The following is a 15,581-nucleotide window of genomic DNA, read 5'->3' as shown; positions in this document are numbered from 1 at the left end:
GCCGCGCCGGCGCCGCCCGCCGGCCCCCCCCCCCCCCCCCCCCCCCCCCCCCCCCCCCCCCCCCCCCCCCCCCCCCCCCCCCCCCCCCCCCCCCCCCCCCCCCCCCCCCCCCCCCCCCCCCCCCCGGGCCGGCTCAGGGCCAGGAGCCGGCGGGTGTGCTGCGGCCGAGCTCGGTGGGGGCCAGGGTGGTGTACGCGCCGGGGCCCTCCTCGAGCCACACGTCAGGCCGGCTCAGCAGCTCCCGCGCGGCGTCGGGCGGCAGCAGCGGCAGATCGCTGATGCGCCGTCGCTCCGGGTCCCCTGCCGGCGTTGCGCTGTCGTCGCGCAGCTCGAGCAGCCCGGCGTCGAACCACCGCAGCAGCTGGTCGGAGCAGGCGCGGCCGTCCAGCTGCCCCCAGTCGGTGCCCGCGTCGTCGACGAACTCGCCGTCGACGATGTCGAGGAGCCAGTGGTCCTCGTGGGCGGCGATGAGCAAGGGTTCCCGCACCGCTGCAGGCTCGGGGCCGGCGACCGCTCGTGACCGCTCGCGGGTGCGCCGCCGCCGCCCGTCCGACACCATGCCGGGGATCTCCGGCTCCTCGTCCCGCCGTCGCGCCAACCACCTGAACACGTCCGCACCTCCTGGCGGGTGATCTTGCCGCAGGCGCTGCGGCCGCGGTGGCCCGTCGTCGGAACCTGTGGACTGAGGCCGCGACGCCGCACCGCGAGGAGGTCGCGGATGTACGCCCTCGAGCGCTGACGCCAGGCCGTCCTCCCGCGGTGCTCTGCCTCTGCTCCCACCGGGGAGCAGAGGCAGAGCACCGCTGGGACGTCGCCCGCCGGCAGCCGGGGTCAGTAGGCGACGGTGAATCGCGCCCGCCGGTGGGCCGGCCGGTCGATCTCGTCGACCAGGGCACGCGCGAAGTCGGCGCCGCCGATGAACGACTCGCCCTGGTCGTCGGTGAGCAGCACGTCGCCGCCCACTCGGTAGGTGCCCCGGGGCTCGCCGGGGGCGAAGGCCCCGAACGCCGCGGGCGGGCACACGTAGAACCAGTCCAGCCCGTCGGTCGCCACCAGGTCGTCGAGGACCGCGGCCATCTCGAGGCTCTCCGGGCGGTACTCGGCGGGGAACCCGGGGGTGTCGAACAGGAGCGGTCCGCCCTCGGTCACCTGCAGCGAGCCGGCACCGCCGATCACGCCCAGGCGGACGCCGGCCTGCTCGGCCTCGGCGGCGAGCGCGGCCACGCCACCGCGAACAGCGCCGGCCATGTCCCCGCGGGGGGCGACGGCGACCACGACGACGTCGGAGCTCTCCGACGCCGCGCGGCGGGTGGCCGCGTCCAGCAGCGAGCCCTGCACGTAGGTCGCGCCGTCCACCCCCTGGTCGGGGAGGCTGCGGCTGTAGGACGTCACTGCGTGGCCCCGCCCCGCGGCCTCGGCCACCAGGTACCCACCCGCGTAGCCCGTGCCACCGAACACACCGATCCGTGCCATGTCGTCTCCTCCGTGCTGGTCGATCCGTCGGATCCGGCAACCAGAGGATGTAGTTGAGCATTCCACCAACAGGCACCGGGCGTCCCGGGCGTGGCCGGCGGGGTGGCGGACGAGGGCCGGGCGAGGAAGTGTGTCCATGATCCGTTCCGGTCGCGACGACGGCGTCGCCCACGACGAGGAGGGTTCATGGCCGAGGTCCACGGCAGGTGCGACGAGCGGTTCGCGGGAGTGCGCGAGGCGCTGGCGCAGCAGCTGGACGGCGAGGAGCTCGGCGCCTCGGTCGCCGTCGACCTGGACGGGGAGACCGTCGTCGACCTGTGGGGGGGCTACCGCGACGAGGCCCGCACCCTGCCGTGGTCGGAGCACACGATCGTCAACGTCTGGTCGACGACGAAGTGCGTGGTCGCGCTGGCCGCGCTGATCCTCGCCGACCGCGGCGAGCTGGACCTCGACGCCCCGGTGGGCGACTACTGGCCGGAGTTCTGCGCGAAGGGGAAGAAGGACGTGCGGGTGCGGCAGCTGCTGTCGCACACCTCCGGCGTCTCCGGCTGGGAGCAGCCTTTCTCGATCCGCGACATGTACGACTGGCCCTCGGCCACCGAGCGGCTGGCGCAGCAGCGGCCGTGGTGGGAGCCCGGGACGGCGGCGGGCTACCACGCCAACAACCAGGGGCACCTGGTCGGCGAGGTGATCCGGCGGATCACGAACACGACGTTCAAGAAGTTCGTGGCCGACACCATCGCCGACCCGCTGGGCGCGGACTTCCAGATCGGCGCGCGGGAGTCGGAGGTGACCCGCATCGCGCCGGTGGTGCCCCCGCCGCCCCCGGACGTCGATCCGCGCACCCTCGACCCCGAGTCGGTCGCGGTGAAGACCTTCACCGGCCCGACGGCGTCGGCCAAGGCGGCCAACTCCCCGCAGTGGCGGGCCGCGGACCTCGGCGCGCTCAACGGGCACTCCAACGCCCGCGGCGTTCTGCGGGTGCTGCGGATCCTCTCGCTGGGCGGCGAGGCCGGCGGCGTGCGGCTGCTGTCCCCCGAGACGGTGGACAAGGTGTTCGAGGTGCAGGCCGACGGCGTGGACCTGGTGCTCGGCGCGCCGTTCCGGTGGGGGACGGGCTTCTGCCTGGGCTCGCCGACCGTGCCGTACGTGCCGGCGGGCCGGACCTGCTTCTGGGGCGGCTGGGGCGGCTCGCTGGCGGTGATGGACCTCGACCGGCGGCTGACGATCACCTACATGATGAACAAGATGGGCAGCGGCCTGATCGGCTCGCCCCGCAGCGAGGCCTACGTGCGGGCCGTCTACGACGCACTGGGCTGATGGAGCTCGACGACGTCCTGCCGCGGCCGGAGCACGTCACCCGACAGGCGCGCTGGATCGCCGCGGAGCCGGCCGCCGTCTGGGACGCGCTGCACGCCGTCCGGCTCTCCGGGCTGCCGGTGACGCTGGTGCTGAGCGCCGCGCGGTTCCTGCCGGTGGTGCTGGCCGGGCGCGGCGTCGGGCAGCTGCACGACCGGCCCTTCCTCGACGCGCTGCCCGTGCCCCTGCTGGCGTCGGACGAGCCGCGGTCGCTGGTGTTCGGTGGTGCGCTGCAGCCCTGGCGGCTGGACGGCGGCGACGACGGGCCGGTGCTCGACGCGGAGGCGTTCCGCCGCTTCACGCAGCGCGGCTGGGTCAAGGCGGCGATCGACTTCCGGCTGACGCCCCAGGGCAGCGGCACCGAGCTCAGCTCGGAGACCCGGGTGTCGTCGACCGACGCCGTGACCCGGCGCCGCTTCGCCCGCTACTGGCGGCTGATCCGGCCGGGCAGCACCGCGGTCCGGTGGGAGGTGCTGACCGCGGTCGAGCTGGCGGGGACCGGCCGGCTGCCCTGAGCGCGCCCCTGCGGCCCGATGTGTGCACCAACCGTCGTCTCCGCCGCGCGGAGGGAACGGTGCGCGCACATCCGGCCGAACCGGTCAGGCGGCGGTGCGCTCGCCATCGAGCACCCGCGCGGCGGCCTCGGCCAGACCCGGGCCGCTGAGCGCGTCCAGCGCGTCCGGCCGGCCGGTCGCCAGGAGCAGCAGATCGCCCACGGGGCCGTGCACCTCCCGGCAGCCCGCGCCGGCGGCCCAGTCGACGTCGGTCGCCACGAACCGCAGCCCGGCGAACCTTCGCTCGGGGCGGCCGTAGAACCCGCTGCGCCACACGTGGTCGAGGGCGGGGACGACCCGGTCGGGGCGCATCGCCCGCCGCCGCCCGAGCGGGCGGGGCGATGTCCTGGCCGTGCACGAGGACGTCGGTGAGCGGGTCGAGGGGCGAGCTCAACGGCACCCGGTGGTCGACGCCGGCGGTGGCCCTCAGCAGGGCGATCAGCTCGCCCGGGGGGTGCTCGGCCGAGATCTCGCGCGCCCACATCAGCTCCGCGCGGTCGAAGTCGCCGCGGGCGAGCACCGCGTGGGCCAGCGTGGCGCGCAGCGTCTGGCGGTGGGCGAGCGTCAGGTGGGCGAGGACGTCGTGCACCGTCCAGCCCCGGCAGAGCGAGGGGGTAGCCCAATCGCGCTCGTCGAGGGTCTCGAGGTCGTCGCACAGGTCGAGCCGCTCGGCGGCGACGGCGGCGAGCATCGCCACCCGGGGGCGCTTCGGCATGGTTCTCCTCGTGGTCGGCGTCTGCGCAGGCGCAGGGCAGACCGGGGGAGCACCGGGAACTGAGCGGTCAGCCGGTGGGGACGTCGAGGAGGGCGTCGGTCCCGCGCCGGGAGACCGCACACAGCGCGTCGATCCGCCGCCGCCGGCTCCAGCGCCGCAGCACGGGGTGGCGCACCGGCGGGCCGCTGGAGCCGGCCCCCGGCCGCGGCGCGACCCTGCGGGCGGCGCCGGGCCTCCGTAGCCTCGGTGCATGGACGCCACCGACCTCCTGGCCCTGCGCGCCGACGAGCGCGCTGCCCTCGTGCTCGTCGGCCTGCGGGGCGACTGGTAGCCCTACTGCTGCGCCCAGGCGGTCCGCCTGGCCCGGTCCCTGTCCCGCCTCGCCGACGCCGGCGCCGAGGTGGTGCTCGCCTCCGTCGATCCGCCGGAGGTGCAGCTGGCGATGAACCGCACCTGGCACCTGCCGTTCCGCTGGGTCAGCGACCCTGGCGGCGAGCGCCTGGCCAAGCCGCTCGGCGCGTGGGACGAGGACGCCTCGATCTTCCGGCCGGTCGTCGTCGCGGTGGCGCCGGACGGGCGGGAGGTGTTCCACGAGCTGTCCCGGGACTTCACCGACCGGACCGACGACGAGCCCGTGCTCGCCGCGGTCGAGGAGCTCGGGCTCGACCCGGTGCCCGTGGTGGAGTGGGCGCCGGAGGGCGTGGAGCCGCAGCCGTCGAAGCGGGCGTTCAAGCCCTCGTCGTTCATCCCGTACTTCCGCGCGATCCGGTTCAACACGATGGCGCTGAGCGAGCGGATGGTCGACGAGCGGGACCGCGAGCAGCTCGTGACCGAGCAGCGGATGGCCGAGTCGTTCCTGGCCGCCTTCGACGAGTGGCGCGCGGAGCACCCGCCGGACGGCCGCTGACCTCGCCGGCGGGCCGGCCCCGGGGGGCGGCCGGACGACCGGGTGCTCAGGTGCCGGGCTGGCGCGGGGACCGGGTGAGCGCCAGCACGCTGCCCGCGAGGCCGATGAGGGCGACGGCGATCCCGACGCTGACCCAGCCGAAGGTGTCCCAGTAGACGTCCTCGAGCTGGATGAGCGGCGCCGCCTCGTCGACGACCAGGGCCAGCCCGATGCCGTAGCCCAGCCCCATCGCGCTGCGCACCGTCGGGCTGCGGTCGCCCAGGCCCAGGAACCCGATCAGCGCCAGCAGCAGGATGCCCCAGACGTAGTGGTGCAGGTGGACCCCGCCGGCCTCGACGTCACCGAGGCCGGCGATGTCGACGTCGATGTGGATGAGCCAGGTGAGCAGGCGCAGCAGCACGAACGTCGCGGTGAACCCCCACCAGGCGAGGACGTAGCCGCGGCGGGTGGCGGCCACCTCGCGGAGCCGGTGCGGCCGCCGGTGCGTCGTCGCCTCGTCCACGCGGCGGAGGCTACGGGGCCGGTAGCGGCCCGTGCCCGGGCTCGGAGCCGTCGGGGACGTGGCGCTCGGTCCCGGCGCCCACCGGCTCGCCGCAGACGTCGCACACCCACGAGGCGGTGATGCGGTGCCCGTGGTGGTGCAGCTCGGCCGGGGGTGCATCGGCGACGTGGCGGTCGCCCCACTGCATGAGCGCCTGCAGCACCGGCAGCAGGTCGCGGCCCGCCCGGGTCAGGTGGTAGTCCGAGCGCGGCGGGTTCCGGCTGTACTCCCGCCGCTCCAGCACCCCGGCGTCCACCAGGGCGGTCAGCCGGGCGGCCAGCCGTTCCCTCGGCGCGCCGGTGCCGCGCAGGATCTCGCTGAACCGGTGCGCACCCAGCGACACCTCGCGCACGACGAGCAGGGCCCATCGGTCACCGACGACGTCGAGTGCGCCCGCGATGGAGCAACGCCGGCCCGGGAGCTCGTCCAGTCGCGTCGTCATGGCACCAGGTTCGCATACCGAACCAACTGGTGTAGCGTCCCCACCCAGTCGGTTCGGAAGTCGAACCACAGTTCCGCCGAGAGGACCCCATGACCCTCGCCACCGGCCGCCGGCTCGTCTTCGACCCCAGCTGGCGGTCGTTCACCCACACGCAGGGCGGCCTGGTCGTCGGCCACCTGCTCGCCGCCGCTGCCGAGCTCGCCGGGGCGCCGCCCCGCGCGGTGACCGCGCACCTGCTCGGTGGGGTCGCCGCCGACGTCGAGGCGGTGGTCGCGGCGACGGCCGACCGGCTCGGCCGCACCGGGAGCGTGCGCAGCGAGCTGGCGCAGGACGGCGCCCTGCGGGCGGTGGCGCAGGTGCTCACCCTCGCGCGACCGGCGTCCCCGGGCGTCGAGCACTGGCCGCCGGTGGAGCTGCCGCGGGTCGCCGACGGCGTTCCGTTCGAGCTGCCGCGCGAGTACGTGCCGGTCGCCGAGCACACCGAGATCCGGGCGCTGGACGCGTCGCGACCACTGGCCGGCGGGGCCGAGCCCCGGCTGCACGCCTGGGTGCGCATCCGGGGCGGGGAGCTGGAGCCGCTGGTGCAGCTGGGCGTGCTCCTCGACGCGCTGCCGCCGTCGCTGTTCGCCGTCCGCACCGTGCCGGCGGCGATGCCCACGGTCGAGCTGACCGCGCACCTGGCGGGTCCGGCGCCGGTGCCCGGGGCGTGGGTGCGGGTCGACCAGCGCACGGTCTGGTGCGACGACGACGCAGCCGTCGACGAGGTGGAGCTGCGGGCCGAGGACGGTTCGCTCGTCGCCCGCGGTCGGCAGACCCGGCGGCTCCTCGGTCCCTGAGCCGCCCGGCCGGAACCGCTCAGGCGGTCCGCGGAGCACGCCCCGGGGGCCCGGCGACGGAGGGGCGCTGCCGGCGCACCTCGGCCAGGAACGCCACCGGGTCGTCGGCGAACAGCCGGACGGCGCGCACCTCGCCGGTGAGCTCCGGCAGGCGGACGACGACGGGCCGGTCGAGCACGATGTCGACGTTCGTCTGGTCGTGCATCCACAGCTGGAGGGTGGCCGCGCCGTCGTCACCCCGGGCGAACCGCGGCGCCTTCTCCGGCCGCGTCCGCGACCGCCGGGCCACGGAGCCGATCACGTCCCACGGCACCTGGAGGTCGACGTCGGTCGAGAACCGGACGGTGATGCCCTCCGGGCCCACGGCGTGCGGCCGGGTGACCAGCCCCGCGAGGTAGCCGAACATCCACACCAGGCCCCAGATGCCGAGCGCGAGCAGGGGGTAGCGGACCAGCGGCCAGTGCTGGGTGAGGACGTCGACGGCGACCAGCTCGATCGCGGACACCACGATGAACGTGATGATCACCGGCAGGACCACCCGGTGGTAGGGAAAGGCGGTCACCCCGGCCGGCACCCGGGGGCGGCGCAGCACGAACCGGGAGAGGCTCTGCCAGACCCCGACCTCCAGCTGGACCGCGCGCGTCCCCAGGTACCGGAGGCGCTGCCGGCCCGTGCGCCGTTCGGGGGCGGTCACGACCGGGCTCCCGGGTCCATCAGCTCGTGCAGCCGGGCGGCGATGGTGTCCAGGTCGGTGCGGAACCGCTCCAGCCGGTCGGCGTCGAAGCCGGCCACCAGGTGCGCAGCGATCCGGCGGTGGTCGGCGTCCATCTGCCCGGTCGCCCGGGCGCCCAGCTCGGTGAGGGTCACCAGCGTGATCCGCCGGTCGGTGGGGTGCGGCTCGCGGCGGACGTACCCGCGTTCCTCCAGCGCGTCGACCAGGCCGGTGATGTTCCGCGGGGTGACGCCGAGCGCCGTCGCCAGCGCGCGCTGGCTGGACGGGCCGCGGCAGTGCACCTCCCAGAGGAGGTGGGTGCGGGCCGGGGTGAGACCGGCCGGTTCCAGCTCGCGCGCCACGTCGTCCTGCACGAGGAGCGCGATCTCGAGCAGGCGGTCGAAGACCCGCACGTCCGAGGACATGTCGTGAAGCTGCTACACGATTACCTCACTGCACAGGCTCAGCCCTCCAGCAGGCCGGCCTCGTGGGCGAAGATGGCGGCCTGGGTGCGGTTGGTCAGGTCCAGCTTGGTGAGCAGCCGCGAGACGTAGTCTTCACCGTCGCCTCGCTGACGAACAGCCGACGGGCCAGCTCGGCGTTGGGCTCGCCGGTGCCGAGCAGCGCGAGCACCTCCCGCTCGCGGTCGGAGAGCCCGGCGATCCGCTGCAGCGCCTGCGCCTTGCGCGGGGCGGCGCGGCGGTCGACGTAGGACTCGATGATCGCGGCGGTGACGGCGGGGGAGAGCGTCGCCGTCCCGTCGGCCACCGCGCGTACCGCGGCGGCGATCTCGCGGGGCGGGGTGTCCTTGAGCAGGAAGCCGCCGGCGCCGGCGGCCAGCGCCGCGTGCACGTACTCGTCGACGTGGAAGGTGGTGAGGACGGCGACCGTGGGTGGCTGCGGCAGCGCGAGGATCTGCTTCGTGGCCGTCAGACCGTCCATCACCGGCATGCGGACGTCGATCAGCACGACGTCCGGCCGCAGCTCGCGGGCCGCGTCGACGAGGGCCTGGTCGAGGGGCGGACCGGGCGGGGCACCGTGGTGCTGCCGTCGGCGTCCCCCGTGCCGCCGTCGTCCCCCGTGCCGCCGTCGTCCCCCGTGCCACCGCCGCCCCCGGACCCGGCCCGGCTGCCGCAGCCGACCAACCGCCCCGTCGCCGAGGGCGAGATCGACCTCTCGCCGGGGGTGCCCGACCTCGCGGCGTTCCCGCGGGCGGCGTGGCTGCGGGCCGAACGGGCGGTGCTGCGCGACGCGACGGCGGCCGACCTCGGCTACGGCGATCCGCGGGGCAGCGCGCGGCTGCGGCGCGAGCTGGCCGGGTGGCTGGGGCGCACCCGCGGCCTGCGCACCGACCCGGACCGGATCCTCGTCGTCGCCGGGGTGGCGCAGGCGCTGGCGCTGCTGGCGCAGACGCTGCGCTCGCGCGGGGCGGGCTCGATCGGGGTGGAGGACCCGGGGTCGCGGGGCGCGCGGGGGGGAGCTCGCGCACTGGGGGCTCCGGCCGGTCGGGGTGCCGGTGGACGACGACGGCCTCGTGGTCTCCGCCCTGCCGTCCGTGCCGGCGGTGATGGTGACGCCGGCGCAACAGTACCCGACCGGGGTCGTGCTGTCGCCGGACCGGCGGCGGGAGCTGCTGGCGTGGGCGCGCGACGGCGGGCTGGTGGTCGAGGACGACTACGACGCCGAGCACCGCTACGACCGGGCGCCGGTGCCGGCGCTGCAGCCGTCGGCGCCGGAGCACGTGGCGCACGCCGGGAGCACGTCGAAGACGCTGGCGCCGGGCATGCGGCTGGGCTGGCTGGTCGCGCCGTCGCACCTGGATGCCGACCTGGTGGCGGCGAAGCACGCCAGCGACCTGGGCAGCCCGGCGCTGCCGCAGCTCGTGCTCGCGGAGCTGCTGGGGTCGGGGGCGTACGACCGGCACCTGCGGCTGGTGCGGACCCGGCAGCGGGCCCGACGGGACGCGCTCCTCGGGGCGCTGAGCCGGTTCCTGCCGGGGGCCCGGGTGGCGGGGATCGCGGCGGGGCTGCACCTGCTGGTCACGTTCCCGGGGCTGGACGCCGATGACGTCGCGCTGGCCGACGCGGCGCGGGGGGCGGGCGTGGTCGTCCACCCGCTGTCGTGGCACCGGCTGACCCCGGGCGACCCCGGGCTCGTCCTCGGCTACGCCGCCACGTCCCCCGACCGCCTGCACGTCGCCGTCGAGCGGGTGGCCGCCGCCCTGCGGCAGGGCCCGCCCGGGTGAGGACGGGGCCCGCCGGTGGTCAGGCCTTGGTGCCGTGCGCCGCCTTGGACAGCGGCTCCCACGTGCGCCACTCGGCGAGCCGGGACTCGTAGTCGCGGGTGGCGATCGCCAGCGGGCCGTCACCGAAGAAGATCCGGAGCGGCGGGTTCTCCATGTCGACGAGCTGCAGCACCGCCTCGCGGGTGGCCAGCGGGTCGCCCGGGTTGCCGGTGCGGGCCCTCCGCTGCTCGGCGGCCTTCTCGCGGAAGGCGTCGTAGGCCGGGTTCGGGGTGGCGTGCTTGGCCGAGGCGCCGCCCCAGTCGGTGGCGTAGGCGCCGGGCTCGATGATCGTGACCTTGATGCCGAAGTCGGCGACCTCCGCGGCCAGCGACTGGCTGAAGCCCTCGAGGGCCCACTTCGAGGCGTTGTAGATGCCGATGTTCGGGAAGGCGCTGACCCCGCCGATGCTGCTGACCTGCAGGATGTGGCCCGAGCCCTGCGCGCGCATGTGGGGCAGCGCGGCCTGGGTGACGAACAGCGCGCCGAAGACGTTGGTGTCGAACTGGGCGCGGGCCTCGGCCTCGCTGATCTCCTCGATCATGCCGAACTGGCCGTAGCCGGCGTTGTTGACGACGACGTCCAGCCCGCCGAAGTGGTCGTGGGCCTGCCGCACGGCGGTGAAGGCGGCGTCGCGGTCGTCCACGTCCAGGCGGATCGGCAGCACCCGGTCGCCGAACTGCTGCACCAGGTCGTCGAGGCCGGCCGTGTCGCGGGCGGTGGCGGCAACCGAGTCGCCGCGTTCGAGGGCGGCGATCGACCACTCGCGGCCGAAGCCGCGGGATGCGCCGGTGATGAACCAGGTCCTAGGCATGCGGGGTCTCCTTCGTGGGCGTCCGCCGTCGTCAGCGCCGGTGCTCCCCGTCCTGTTCCGCTCGTTCCCGCGGGAACGAGCCGAGGGCCGCCTCCCCGGTCGGGAAGACGGCCCTCGGCGTGCGGGTGCTCAGCGTCGAGCGGCCACCAGCTCGTCGTCGGAACGGGCCGCGGGCTCCCGCCGCTCGAGCGCCGCGCCCTCGATGTCGACGTCGGGCAGCGCCCGGTCCAGCCAGCGCGGCAGCCACCAGGCCGCCTTGCCCAGCAGCGTCATCACGGCCGGCACGAGCGCCATCCGGACGACGAAGGCGTCGACCAGCACACCGAACGCCAGCGCGAAGCCGATGCTCTTGATGGTGGCGTCGTGGCCGAGGATGAAGCCGCCGAACACCGAGCCCATGATCAGCGCGGCCGCCGTCACCACGCGGGCGCCGTGGCGGAAGCCGCCGATCACCGCCTCGCGCGGCTCGGTGCCGTGCACGTGCTCCTCGCGCATCCGGCTGACCAGGAACACCTCGTAGTCCATGGCCAGGCCGAACAGCAGGCCGATGAGCAGGATCGGCAGGAAGCTCAGCACCGGCCCGGTCTGCTCGACGCCCAGCAGGTCGGCCAGCCAGCCCCACTGGAAGACCGCGACCAGCGCGCCGAAGGTGGCGGCGAGGCTGAGCAGGAAGCCCAGCGTCGCCTTGATCGGGACCAGGATCGAGCGGAAGGCGAGCATCAGCAGCAGGAACGCCAGCCCGACGACGACGGCGAGGAACACCGGCAGCGCGTCGGCGAGCTTCTCGGAGATGTCGATGCCCAGGGCGGTGTTGCCGGTGACCGCCAGCTCCGAGCCGGTGCTCTCGACCAGGTCGGGGCGCAGATCGCGGATGTCGCCGACGAGGTCCTCGGTGCCGGCCGCGGTCGGCCCCTCGGCCGGGATGACGGTGAGGATCGCGGTGTCCCCGGCCTGGTTGGGCACCGGCGGGGCGACGGCGGCCACCCCGTCCAGCTGGCCGACGGCGGCCGCGGTCTCGGCGAACGCGGCCTGGGGGTCGTCGGCGTCCGTGGCGTCGATGACCACGGTGAGCGGGCCGTTGAAGCCCGGGCCGAAGCCCTCGGCGAGCAGGTCGTAGGCCTGCCGCTGCGTGGTCTCCTCACCCAGGTCGCCCTCCGAGGGCAGCCCGAGGCGCAGGTCGAGCGCCGGCAGGGCGACGACGCCGAGCCCCACGACGGTGGCCAGCAGGACGGCGATCGGGTAGCCGGTGACCGTGCGGGCCCAGCGGGTGCCGGCCGACTCCTTGGTGGCGAGCGCGGCCTGGCGGCGGCGCAGCCCCGGCACCGCCCAGCGGTTGAACCGGTCGCCGGCGAAGCCGAGCAGGGCGGGGACCAGCGTCAGGGCGACGAGGACGGCGATGCCGACCATGCCGGCGGCGACCAGGCCCATGGTGGTGAGGAAGGGGATGCCGACGACGGTGAGCCCGGCGAGGGCGATCATCACCGTCAGACCGGCGAAGACGACCGCGCTGCCCGCGGTGCCGACCGCCCGCCCGGCGGACTCCCGGGCCGGCATCCCGGTGGCCAGCTGCTCCTTGTGCCGGATGGTGATGAACAGCGCGTAGTCGATGCCGACGGCCAGGCCGATCATCAGGCCGAGGGTGGGGGTGGTGCTGGTGAGGTCGACGACCGCCGAGAGGGCCAGCACGCCCGACATCCCGACGCCGACGCCGATCAGCGCGGTGAGCAGCGGCAGCCCGGCGGCCAGCAGCGACCCGAAGGTGACCGTGAGGACGACCATCGCGACGAGGACGCCGATCGCCTCGGCGGCGCCCTGGGCGGGGATGGCCTGGGTGGCCTCGCCGCCGAGCTCGACCCGCAGGCCGGCGTCCTCGGCGCTCTCGGCGACGTCGATCAGCTCGGCGCGGGCGTCGTCGGTGATCTCGTCGACCTGCACGCCGTAGGTCACCGTGGCGTAGGCGACCGAGGCGTCGGGGGAGACGGCCTGGGTCTGGAACGGGTCGGTGGCCGTGGCGACCTGCTCGGCCTCGGCGGCCTCGGCGACCGCCTGCTGGATGGCGGCGGTGAGCTCGGGGTCGGTGACCGCGCTGCCCTCGGGGGCGGCGAAGACCATGCGGGCGGTGGCCCCGCTGGCGCCGCCGCCGGGGAATCGCTCCTGCAGCGTCTCCATCGCGGTGACCGACTCGACGCCCGGGATGGAGAGCTGGGCGTCGGCGTCGCGGCTGAAGGCGCCGGCCAGGCCACCCAGGAGGACGAGGGCGAGCACCCAGGTGGCGAGGACGGTCTTGCAGCGGTGGAAGGCCCAGCGTCCGAGACGGTGGAGGAGGACGGCCACGTGTGCGCTCCGGGGGTCGAGGGTGCGTCGTCGGCTCGCTGGCGCCTAGCCGATCGGCAAGCATGCTACTAGCCGATCGGCTAGGTGAGGGATGAGTGGTGTCACGTAGGGCGGTGTCTACGCTGTGCCGGTGACGAGCGCGGGAACCGCAGGCAGCGGCCGGTCGGCCGGCGCGCAGCGGGTGCTGGACGCCGCGCTCGACCTGTTCAGCGAGCACGGGTTCGAAGGGACCTCGCTCCAGGACATCGCCGACCGGCTGGGCGTCACGAAGGCCGCCGTCTACTACCACTTCCACACCAAGGACGAGATCCTGCTGGCGCTGGTGGAGCCGGCGTTCGACGAGCTGCTCGTGCTGGCCGAGTCGGGTGCGCGGTCCGGCCGCGGGCGGGGCGTGGAGGTCGCCGGCTACGTCGACTACCTGCTGCGGCACCGCCGCGTCGCGGCGTACCTGACCCGGGACGCCACCGCCATGAGCCGACCGGGCCTGGTGGAGAAGGGCACGAAGCTGCGCGGGCAGGTCGAGGCGGGGCTGCTCGGTGCGGACGGCGACGCGCTGGGGACCGTGTGGGGCGCGGCCACCCTGCAGGCGCTGGCCGGGGCGCTGCTGGCCGCGCCGCCGGACGTGCCGGAGGAGTGGCTGCGCGAGGAGCTCACCGAGCTCGGCGCCCACCTGCTCGCCGGCTACCGGAAGGCCGCCCGCCGCCGCGGCGCCGCGGGCTCTCACACCGCCATGAAGCCGGAGCGATAGGCGAGGACGACGGCCTGCGTGCGGTCCCGGGTCCCGGTCTTGGCCAGGACGGCGGCGACGTGGCTGCGCACGGTCTCGACACCGACGACCAACTGGGCGGCCATCTCGGCGTTGCTCAGGCCGGCGGCCATCAGCCGCAGCACCTCCTGCTCGCGCGCGGTGAGGCGGGCCAAGCCGGGATCGTCCGTGGTGCCCGACGACCGGATTCGCCGGCGGGCCAGCTCCCGGACGGCTTCGGGGAAGAGCAGGGACTCGCCGCGGGCCACCGTGCGGATGCCGTGCAGCATCTCCTCGGGCGTGGACCGCTTGAGCAGGAACCCGTCGGCGCCGGCCGCGAGCGCCTCGAAGACGTGGTCGTCGTTGGTGAACGTCGTGAGCACGAGAACCCGGGCCGCCGAGCCCGCGCGCACGAGCGCCCGCGTGGCCGCGATGCCGTCCATCCGCGGCATCCGCACGTCCATGAGGACGACGTCGGGGGAGGTGCGCCCGACCAGGTCGAGCACCTCGGCGCCGTCCCCCGCCTCCCCGACGACCTCCATGTCCGGCTCGCTGCCGACGACCGCGGCCAGCCCGCGGCGGATCAGCGGCTCGTCGTCGACCAGTGCCACCCGCAGGCTCATCGATGCCCTCCGCGCGCGTGCACGGGCAGGTGCACCTCGAGCCGCCAGCAGCCGTCGTCCCCGGCGCCGGCGCGCATCGAGCCGCGCAGGTCCCGGACGCGCTCCTCCACACCGACCAGCCCCCGGCCGCCGCGGGCCTCCGCGGGCACGGTGCCGCGGGCGGTGTTGGTCAGGCGCAGCCGCAACTCACCGCCTCCGGCGCGCACCTCGAGCCGGCCCGCTGCGCCAGGCGCGTGACGCAGCACGTTGGTGAGGCCCTCCTGCACGATCCGGTAGGCCTCCCGGGAGACGACCGCGGGCAGCCCGTTCACGTCTCCCGCGACGTCGACCGACACCTGCACGCCCGCTGCCCGGGCATCGGCGACCAGCGGCTCGAGGTCTCGGAGGTCGGGCGCCGGGGCGACGTCCTCCGGGGTGCCCTCGTCCTCGCGGAGCAGCCCGAGCACGTGGTCGAGGTCGACCATGGCCCGGCGGGCGGCGTCCTCGGTGGCGCGGATCGCCTGCTCGGCGGCTGCCGGGTCGCGGGCGAGCAGCCGGCGCGCGGCCCCTGCCTGCACGCTGGCCAGGCTGAGTGCGTGCCCGACGCTGTCGTGCAGCTCGCGGGCCAGCCGGTCGCGGCCGGCGAGCAGTGACACCGACGCTTCCGCCGCGGCGAGCCGCTCGGCGGCCGGATCGGCGAGCAGCCGCGGGGCGAGGGCCGCGATGGCGCGTCCCAGCAGCTCCCCGCCGACGAGGCAGACCACCGCGATCCCCGCGGCCACGGCCACCCGGGCAGGCACCGCCTCGGGCGGCGAGACGCCCGGGAGGATCGACTCGCCCAGCCCGTCGGGGGCCGCGGCGACGACGGCGGCGGTCGGCAGGCCGATCACCAGCAGGGCTCCGGCCAGCGAGCCGGCGGCGACGTGGGCCACCAGCAGGACGGCGCTGCGTCCACGCTGGGCCCGGGTGGTGGCGGGGCCCGGGCGTTCCTGCGAACGTCCGGTGAGCAGCCCGGCGACGGCCGCGCCCTCGATGGAGCGGACCTCGGCCAGGGTGCCGATCGCGGCGACGGGTGCGGCGAGGACCAGCCCGGCCAGCGGGACGAGGAGGAGGACGGGCACCCCGGCGGTCGAGAGCAGGGAGACCGGCCAGGCGAAGACGACGCCGACGGCCAGGCCGATCGCGCCACCCAGCAGGAGGTAGACCCACCGGTGCAGCGAGCGACGGATGGCGGCGGCCGTCGTCCCTCGCTGCACCGGTGCATCC

Annotated in this window: 17 protein-coding genes and 3 pseudogenes; 7 read left to right on the top strand and 13 right to left on the bottom strand. The window is 75.6% G+C overall.

What is annotated here, in order from left to right:
• Window positions 1–133 precede the first annotated feature (133 nt).
• Together ACI8AG_RS19200 and ACI8AG_RS19195 are read right to left on the bottom strand one after the other, a co-directional pair.
• Window positions 134–610, bottom strand: a complete 477-nt coding sequence (locus tag ACI8AG_RS19200) for a hypothetical protein (protein ID WP_456591120.1) — start codon at window positions 608–610, stop codon at window positions 134–136.
• Between the two features lie 221 nt (window positions 611–831).
• Window positions 832–1,473 carry an NAD(P)-dependent oxidoreductase gene (locus ACI8AG_RS19195; RefSeq protein WP_456598289.1) on the bottom strand — a complete coding sequence of 214 codons (642 nt, stop codon included), beginning with the start codon at window positions 1,471–1,473 and terminating at the stop codon, window positions 832–834.
• A 186-nt stretch (window positions 1,474–1,659) separates the two neighbouring features.
• Between ACI8AG_RS19195 and ACI8AG_RS19190 the strand changes: the two genes are divergently transcribed.
• Both ACI8AG_RS19190 and ACI8AG_RS19185 read left to right on the top strand, forming a co-directional pair.
• Entirely contained in the window at window positions 1,660–2,793 is a 1,134-nt protein-coding gene (locus ACI8AG_RS19190; protein ID WP_456598288.1) for a serine hydrolase domain-containing protein, read from the top strand.
• The gene (locus ACI8AG_RS19185; RefSeq protein WP_456598287.1) at window positions 2,793–3,347 is read left to right on the top strand and encodes a hypothetical protein; all 555 of its coding nucleotides are present in this window, start codon (window positions 2,793–2,795) and stop codon (window positions 3,345–3,347) included. The genes ACI8AG_RS19190 and ACI8AG_RS19185 overlap by 1 nt, the downstream gene beginning before the upstream one ends.
• Window positions 3,348–3,431: 84 nt before the next feature.
• On the opposite strand, the gene ACI8AG_RS19180 is transcribed toward ACI8AG_RS19185, so the two are convergent.
• Together ACI8AG_RS19180 and ACI8AG_RS19175 are read right to left on the bottom strand one after the other, a co-directional pair.
• Window positions 3,432–3,698, bottom strand: coding sequence for a hypothetical protein (locus tag ACI8AG_RS19180; protein ID WP_456598290.1), 267 nt, complete (start codon window positions 3,696–3,698; stop codon window positions 3,432–3,434).
• Window positions 3,652–4,077, bottom strand: a pseudogene (locus ACI8AG_RS19175) (maleylpyruvate isomerase family mycothiol-dependent enzyme); the annotation flags it as partial. The gene ACI8AG_RS19180 and the pseudogene ACI8AG_RS19175, both read right to left, overlap by 47 nt.
• Window positions 4,078–4,444: 367 nt before the next feature.
• Here ACI8AG_RS19175 and ACI8AG_RS19170 point away from each other — a divergent pair.
• A pseudogene (locus ACI8AG_RS19170) lies at window positions 4,445–5,008 on the top strand (peroxiredoxin family protein); the annotation flags it as partial.
• A gap of 46 nt (window positions 5,009–5,054) precedes the next feature.
• Here the strand turns inward: ACI8AG_RS19170 and ACI8AG_RS19165 are convergent.
• On the bottom strand, window positions 5,055–5,510 hold the full coding sequence (locus ACI8AG_RS19165; protein WP_456598286.1) for a hypothetical protein: 456 nt from the start codon (window positions 5,508–5,510) through the stop codon (window positions 5,055–5,057).
• A 10-nt stretch (window positions 5,511–5,520) separates the two neighbouring features.
• Window positions 5,521–5,991: a winged helix-turn-helix transcriptional regulator gene (locus ACI8AG_RS19160; RefSeq protein ID WP_456598285.1), complete on the bottom strand. Its 471-nt coding sequence runs from the start codon at window positions 5,989–5,991 to the stop codon at window positions 5,521–5,523.
• A gap of 89 nt (window positions 5,992–6,080) precedes the next feature.
• Here ACI8AG_RS19160 and ACI8AG_RS19155 point away from each other — a divergent pair, with 89 nt between their 5' ends.
• Window positions 6,081–6,827 carry a thioesterase family protein gene (locus tag ACI8AG_RS19155; RefSeq protein ID WP_456598284.1) on the top strand — a complete coding sequence of 249 codons (747 nt, stop codon included), beginning with the start codon at window positions 6,081–6,083 and terminating at the stop codon, window positions 6,825–6,827.
• A gap of 19 nt (window positions 6,828–6,846) precedes the next feature.
• On the opposite strand, the gene ACI8AG_RS19150 is transcribed toward ACI8AG_RS19155, so the two are convergent.
• The 3 genes from ACI8AG_RS19150 to ACI8AG_RS19140 all read right to left on the bottom strand — a co-directional run bounded on the left by ACI8AG_RS19150 (window position 6,847) and on the right by ACI8AG_RS19140 (window position 8,508).
• The gene (locus ACI8AG_RS19150; RefSeq protein WP_456598283.1) at window positions 6,847–7,521 is read right to left on the bottom strand and encodes a hypothetical protein; all 675 of its coding nucleotides are present in this window, start codon (window positions 7,519–7,521) and stop codon (window positions 6,847–6,849) included.
• Entirely contained in the window at window positions 7,518–7,964 is a 447-nt protein-coding gene (locus tag ACI8AG_RS19145) for a MarR family winged helix-turn-helix transcriptional regulator (protein ID WP_456598282.1), read from the bottom strand. Before ACI8AG_RS19145 ends, ACI8AG_RS19150 begins: the two co-directional genes overlap by 4 nt.
• Before the next feature lie 94 nt (window positions 7,965–8,058).
• Window positions 8,059–8,508, bottom strand: coding sequence for a response regulator (locus ACI8AG_RS19140; RefSeq protein ID WP_456598281.1), 450 nt, complete (start codon window positions 8,506–8,508; stop codon window positions 8,059–8,061).
• Between ACI8AG_RS19140 and ACI8AG_RS19135 the strand changes: the two are divergent.
• Window positions 8,404–8,937, top strand: a pseudogene (locus ACI8AG_RS19135) (hypothetical protein); the annotation flags it as partial. The gene ACI8AG_RS19140 and the pseudogene ACI8AG_RS19135 overlap by 105 nt on opposite strands.
• Window positions 8,938–9,055: 118 nt before the next feature.
• The gene (locus tag ACI8AG_RS19130; RefSeq protein WP_456598280.1) at window positions 9,056–9,784 is read left to right on the top strand and encodes an aminotransferase-like domain-containing protein; all 729 of its coding nucleotides are present in this window, start codon (window positions 9,056–9,058) and stop codon (window positions 9,782–9,784) included.
• A gap of 19 nt (window positions 9,785–9,803) precedes the next feature.
• Here the strand turns inward: ACI8AG_RS19130 and ACI8AG_RS19125 are convergent, their stop codons facing one another.
• On the bottom strand, window positions 9,804–10,634 hold the full coding sequence (locus ACI8AG_RS19125; RefSeq protein WP_456598279.1) for an SDR family oxidoreductase: 831 nt from the start codon (window positions 10,632–10,634) through the stop codon (window positions 9,804–9,806).
• Between the two features lie 129 nt (window positions 10,635–10,763).
• Window positions 10,764–12,968 (bottom strand): MMPL family transporter, encoded by a 2,205-nt coding sequence (locus ACI8AG_RS19120; protein WP_456598278.1) that lies wholly within the window; start codon window positions 12,966–12,968, stop codon window positions 10,764–10,766.
• A 130-nt stretch (window positions 12,969–13,098) separates the two neighbouring features.
• On the opposite strand from ACI8AG_RS19120, the gene ACI8AG_RS19115 reads away from it, so the two are divergent.
• Entirely contained in the window at window positions 13,099–13,716 is a 618-nt protein-coding gene (locus tag ACI8AG_RS19115) for a TetR/AcrR family transcriptional regulator (protein WP_456598277.1), read from the top strand.
• Here ACI8AG_RS19115 and ACI8AG_RS19110 read toward each other — a convergent pair.
• Window positions 13,689–14,336, bottom strand: a complete 648-nt coding sequence (locus tag ACI8AG_RS19110; protein WP_456591098.1) for a response regulator — start codon at window positions 14,334–14,336, stop codon at window positions 13,689–13,691. The two genes, ACI8AG_RS19115 and ACI8AG_RS19110, sit on opposite strands and share 28 nt — an antisense overlap.
• Window positions 14,333–15,571 (bottom strand): histidine kinase, encoded by a 1,239-nt coding sequence (locus ACI8AG_RS19105; protein ID WP_456598276.1) that lies wholly within the window; start codon window positions 15,569–15,571, stop codon window positions 14,333–14,335. Before ACI8AG_RS19105 ends, ACI8AG_RS19110 begins: the two co-directional genes overlap by 4 nt.
• Window positions 15,572–15,581: the final 10 nt, after the last annotated feature.

The organism is Blastococcus sp. SYSU DS0552 (assembly GCF_054050815.1).
Note: the sequence above shows the minus strand (reverse complement) of the source record. Positions and strands in the feature narration are given on the sequence as shown.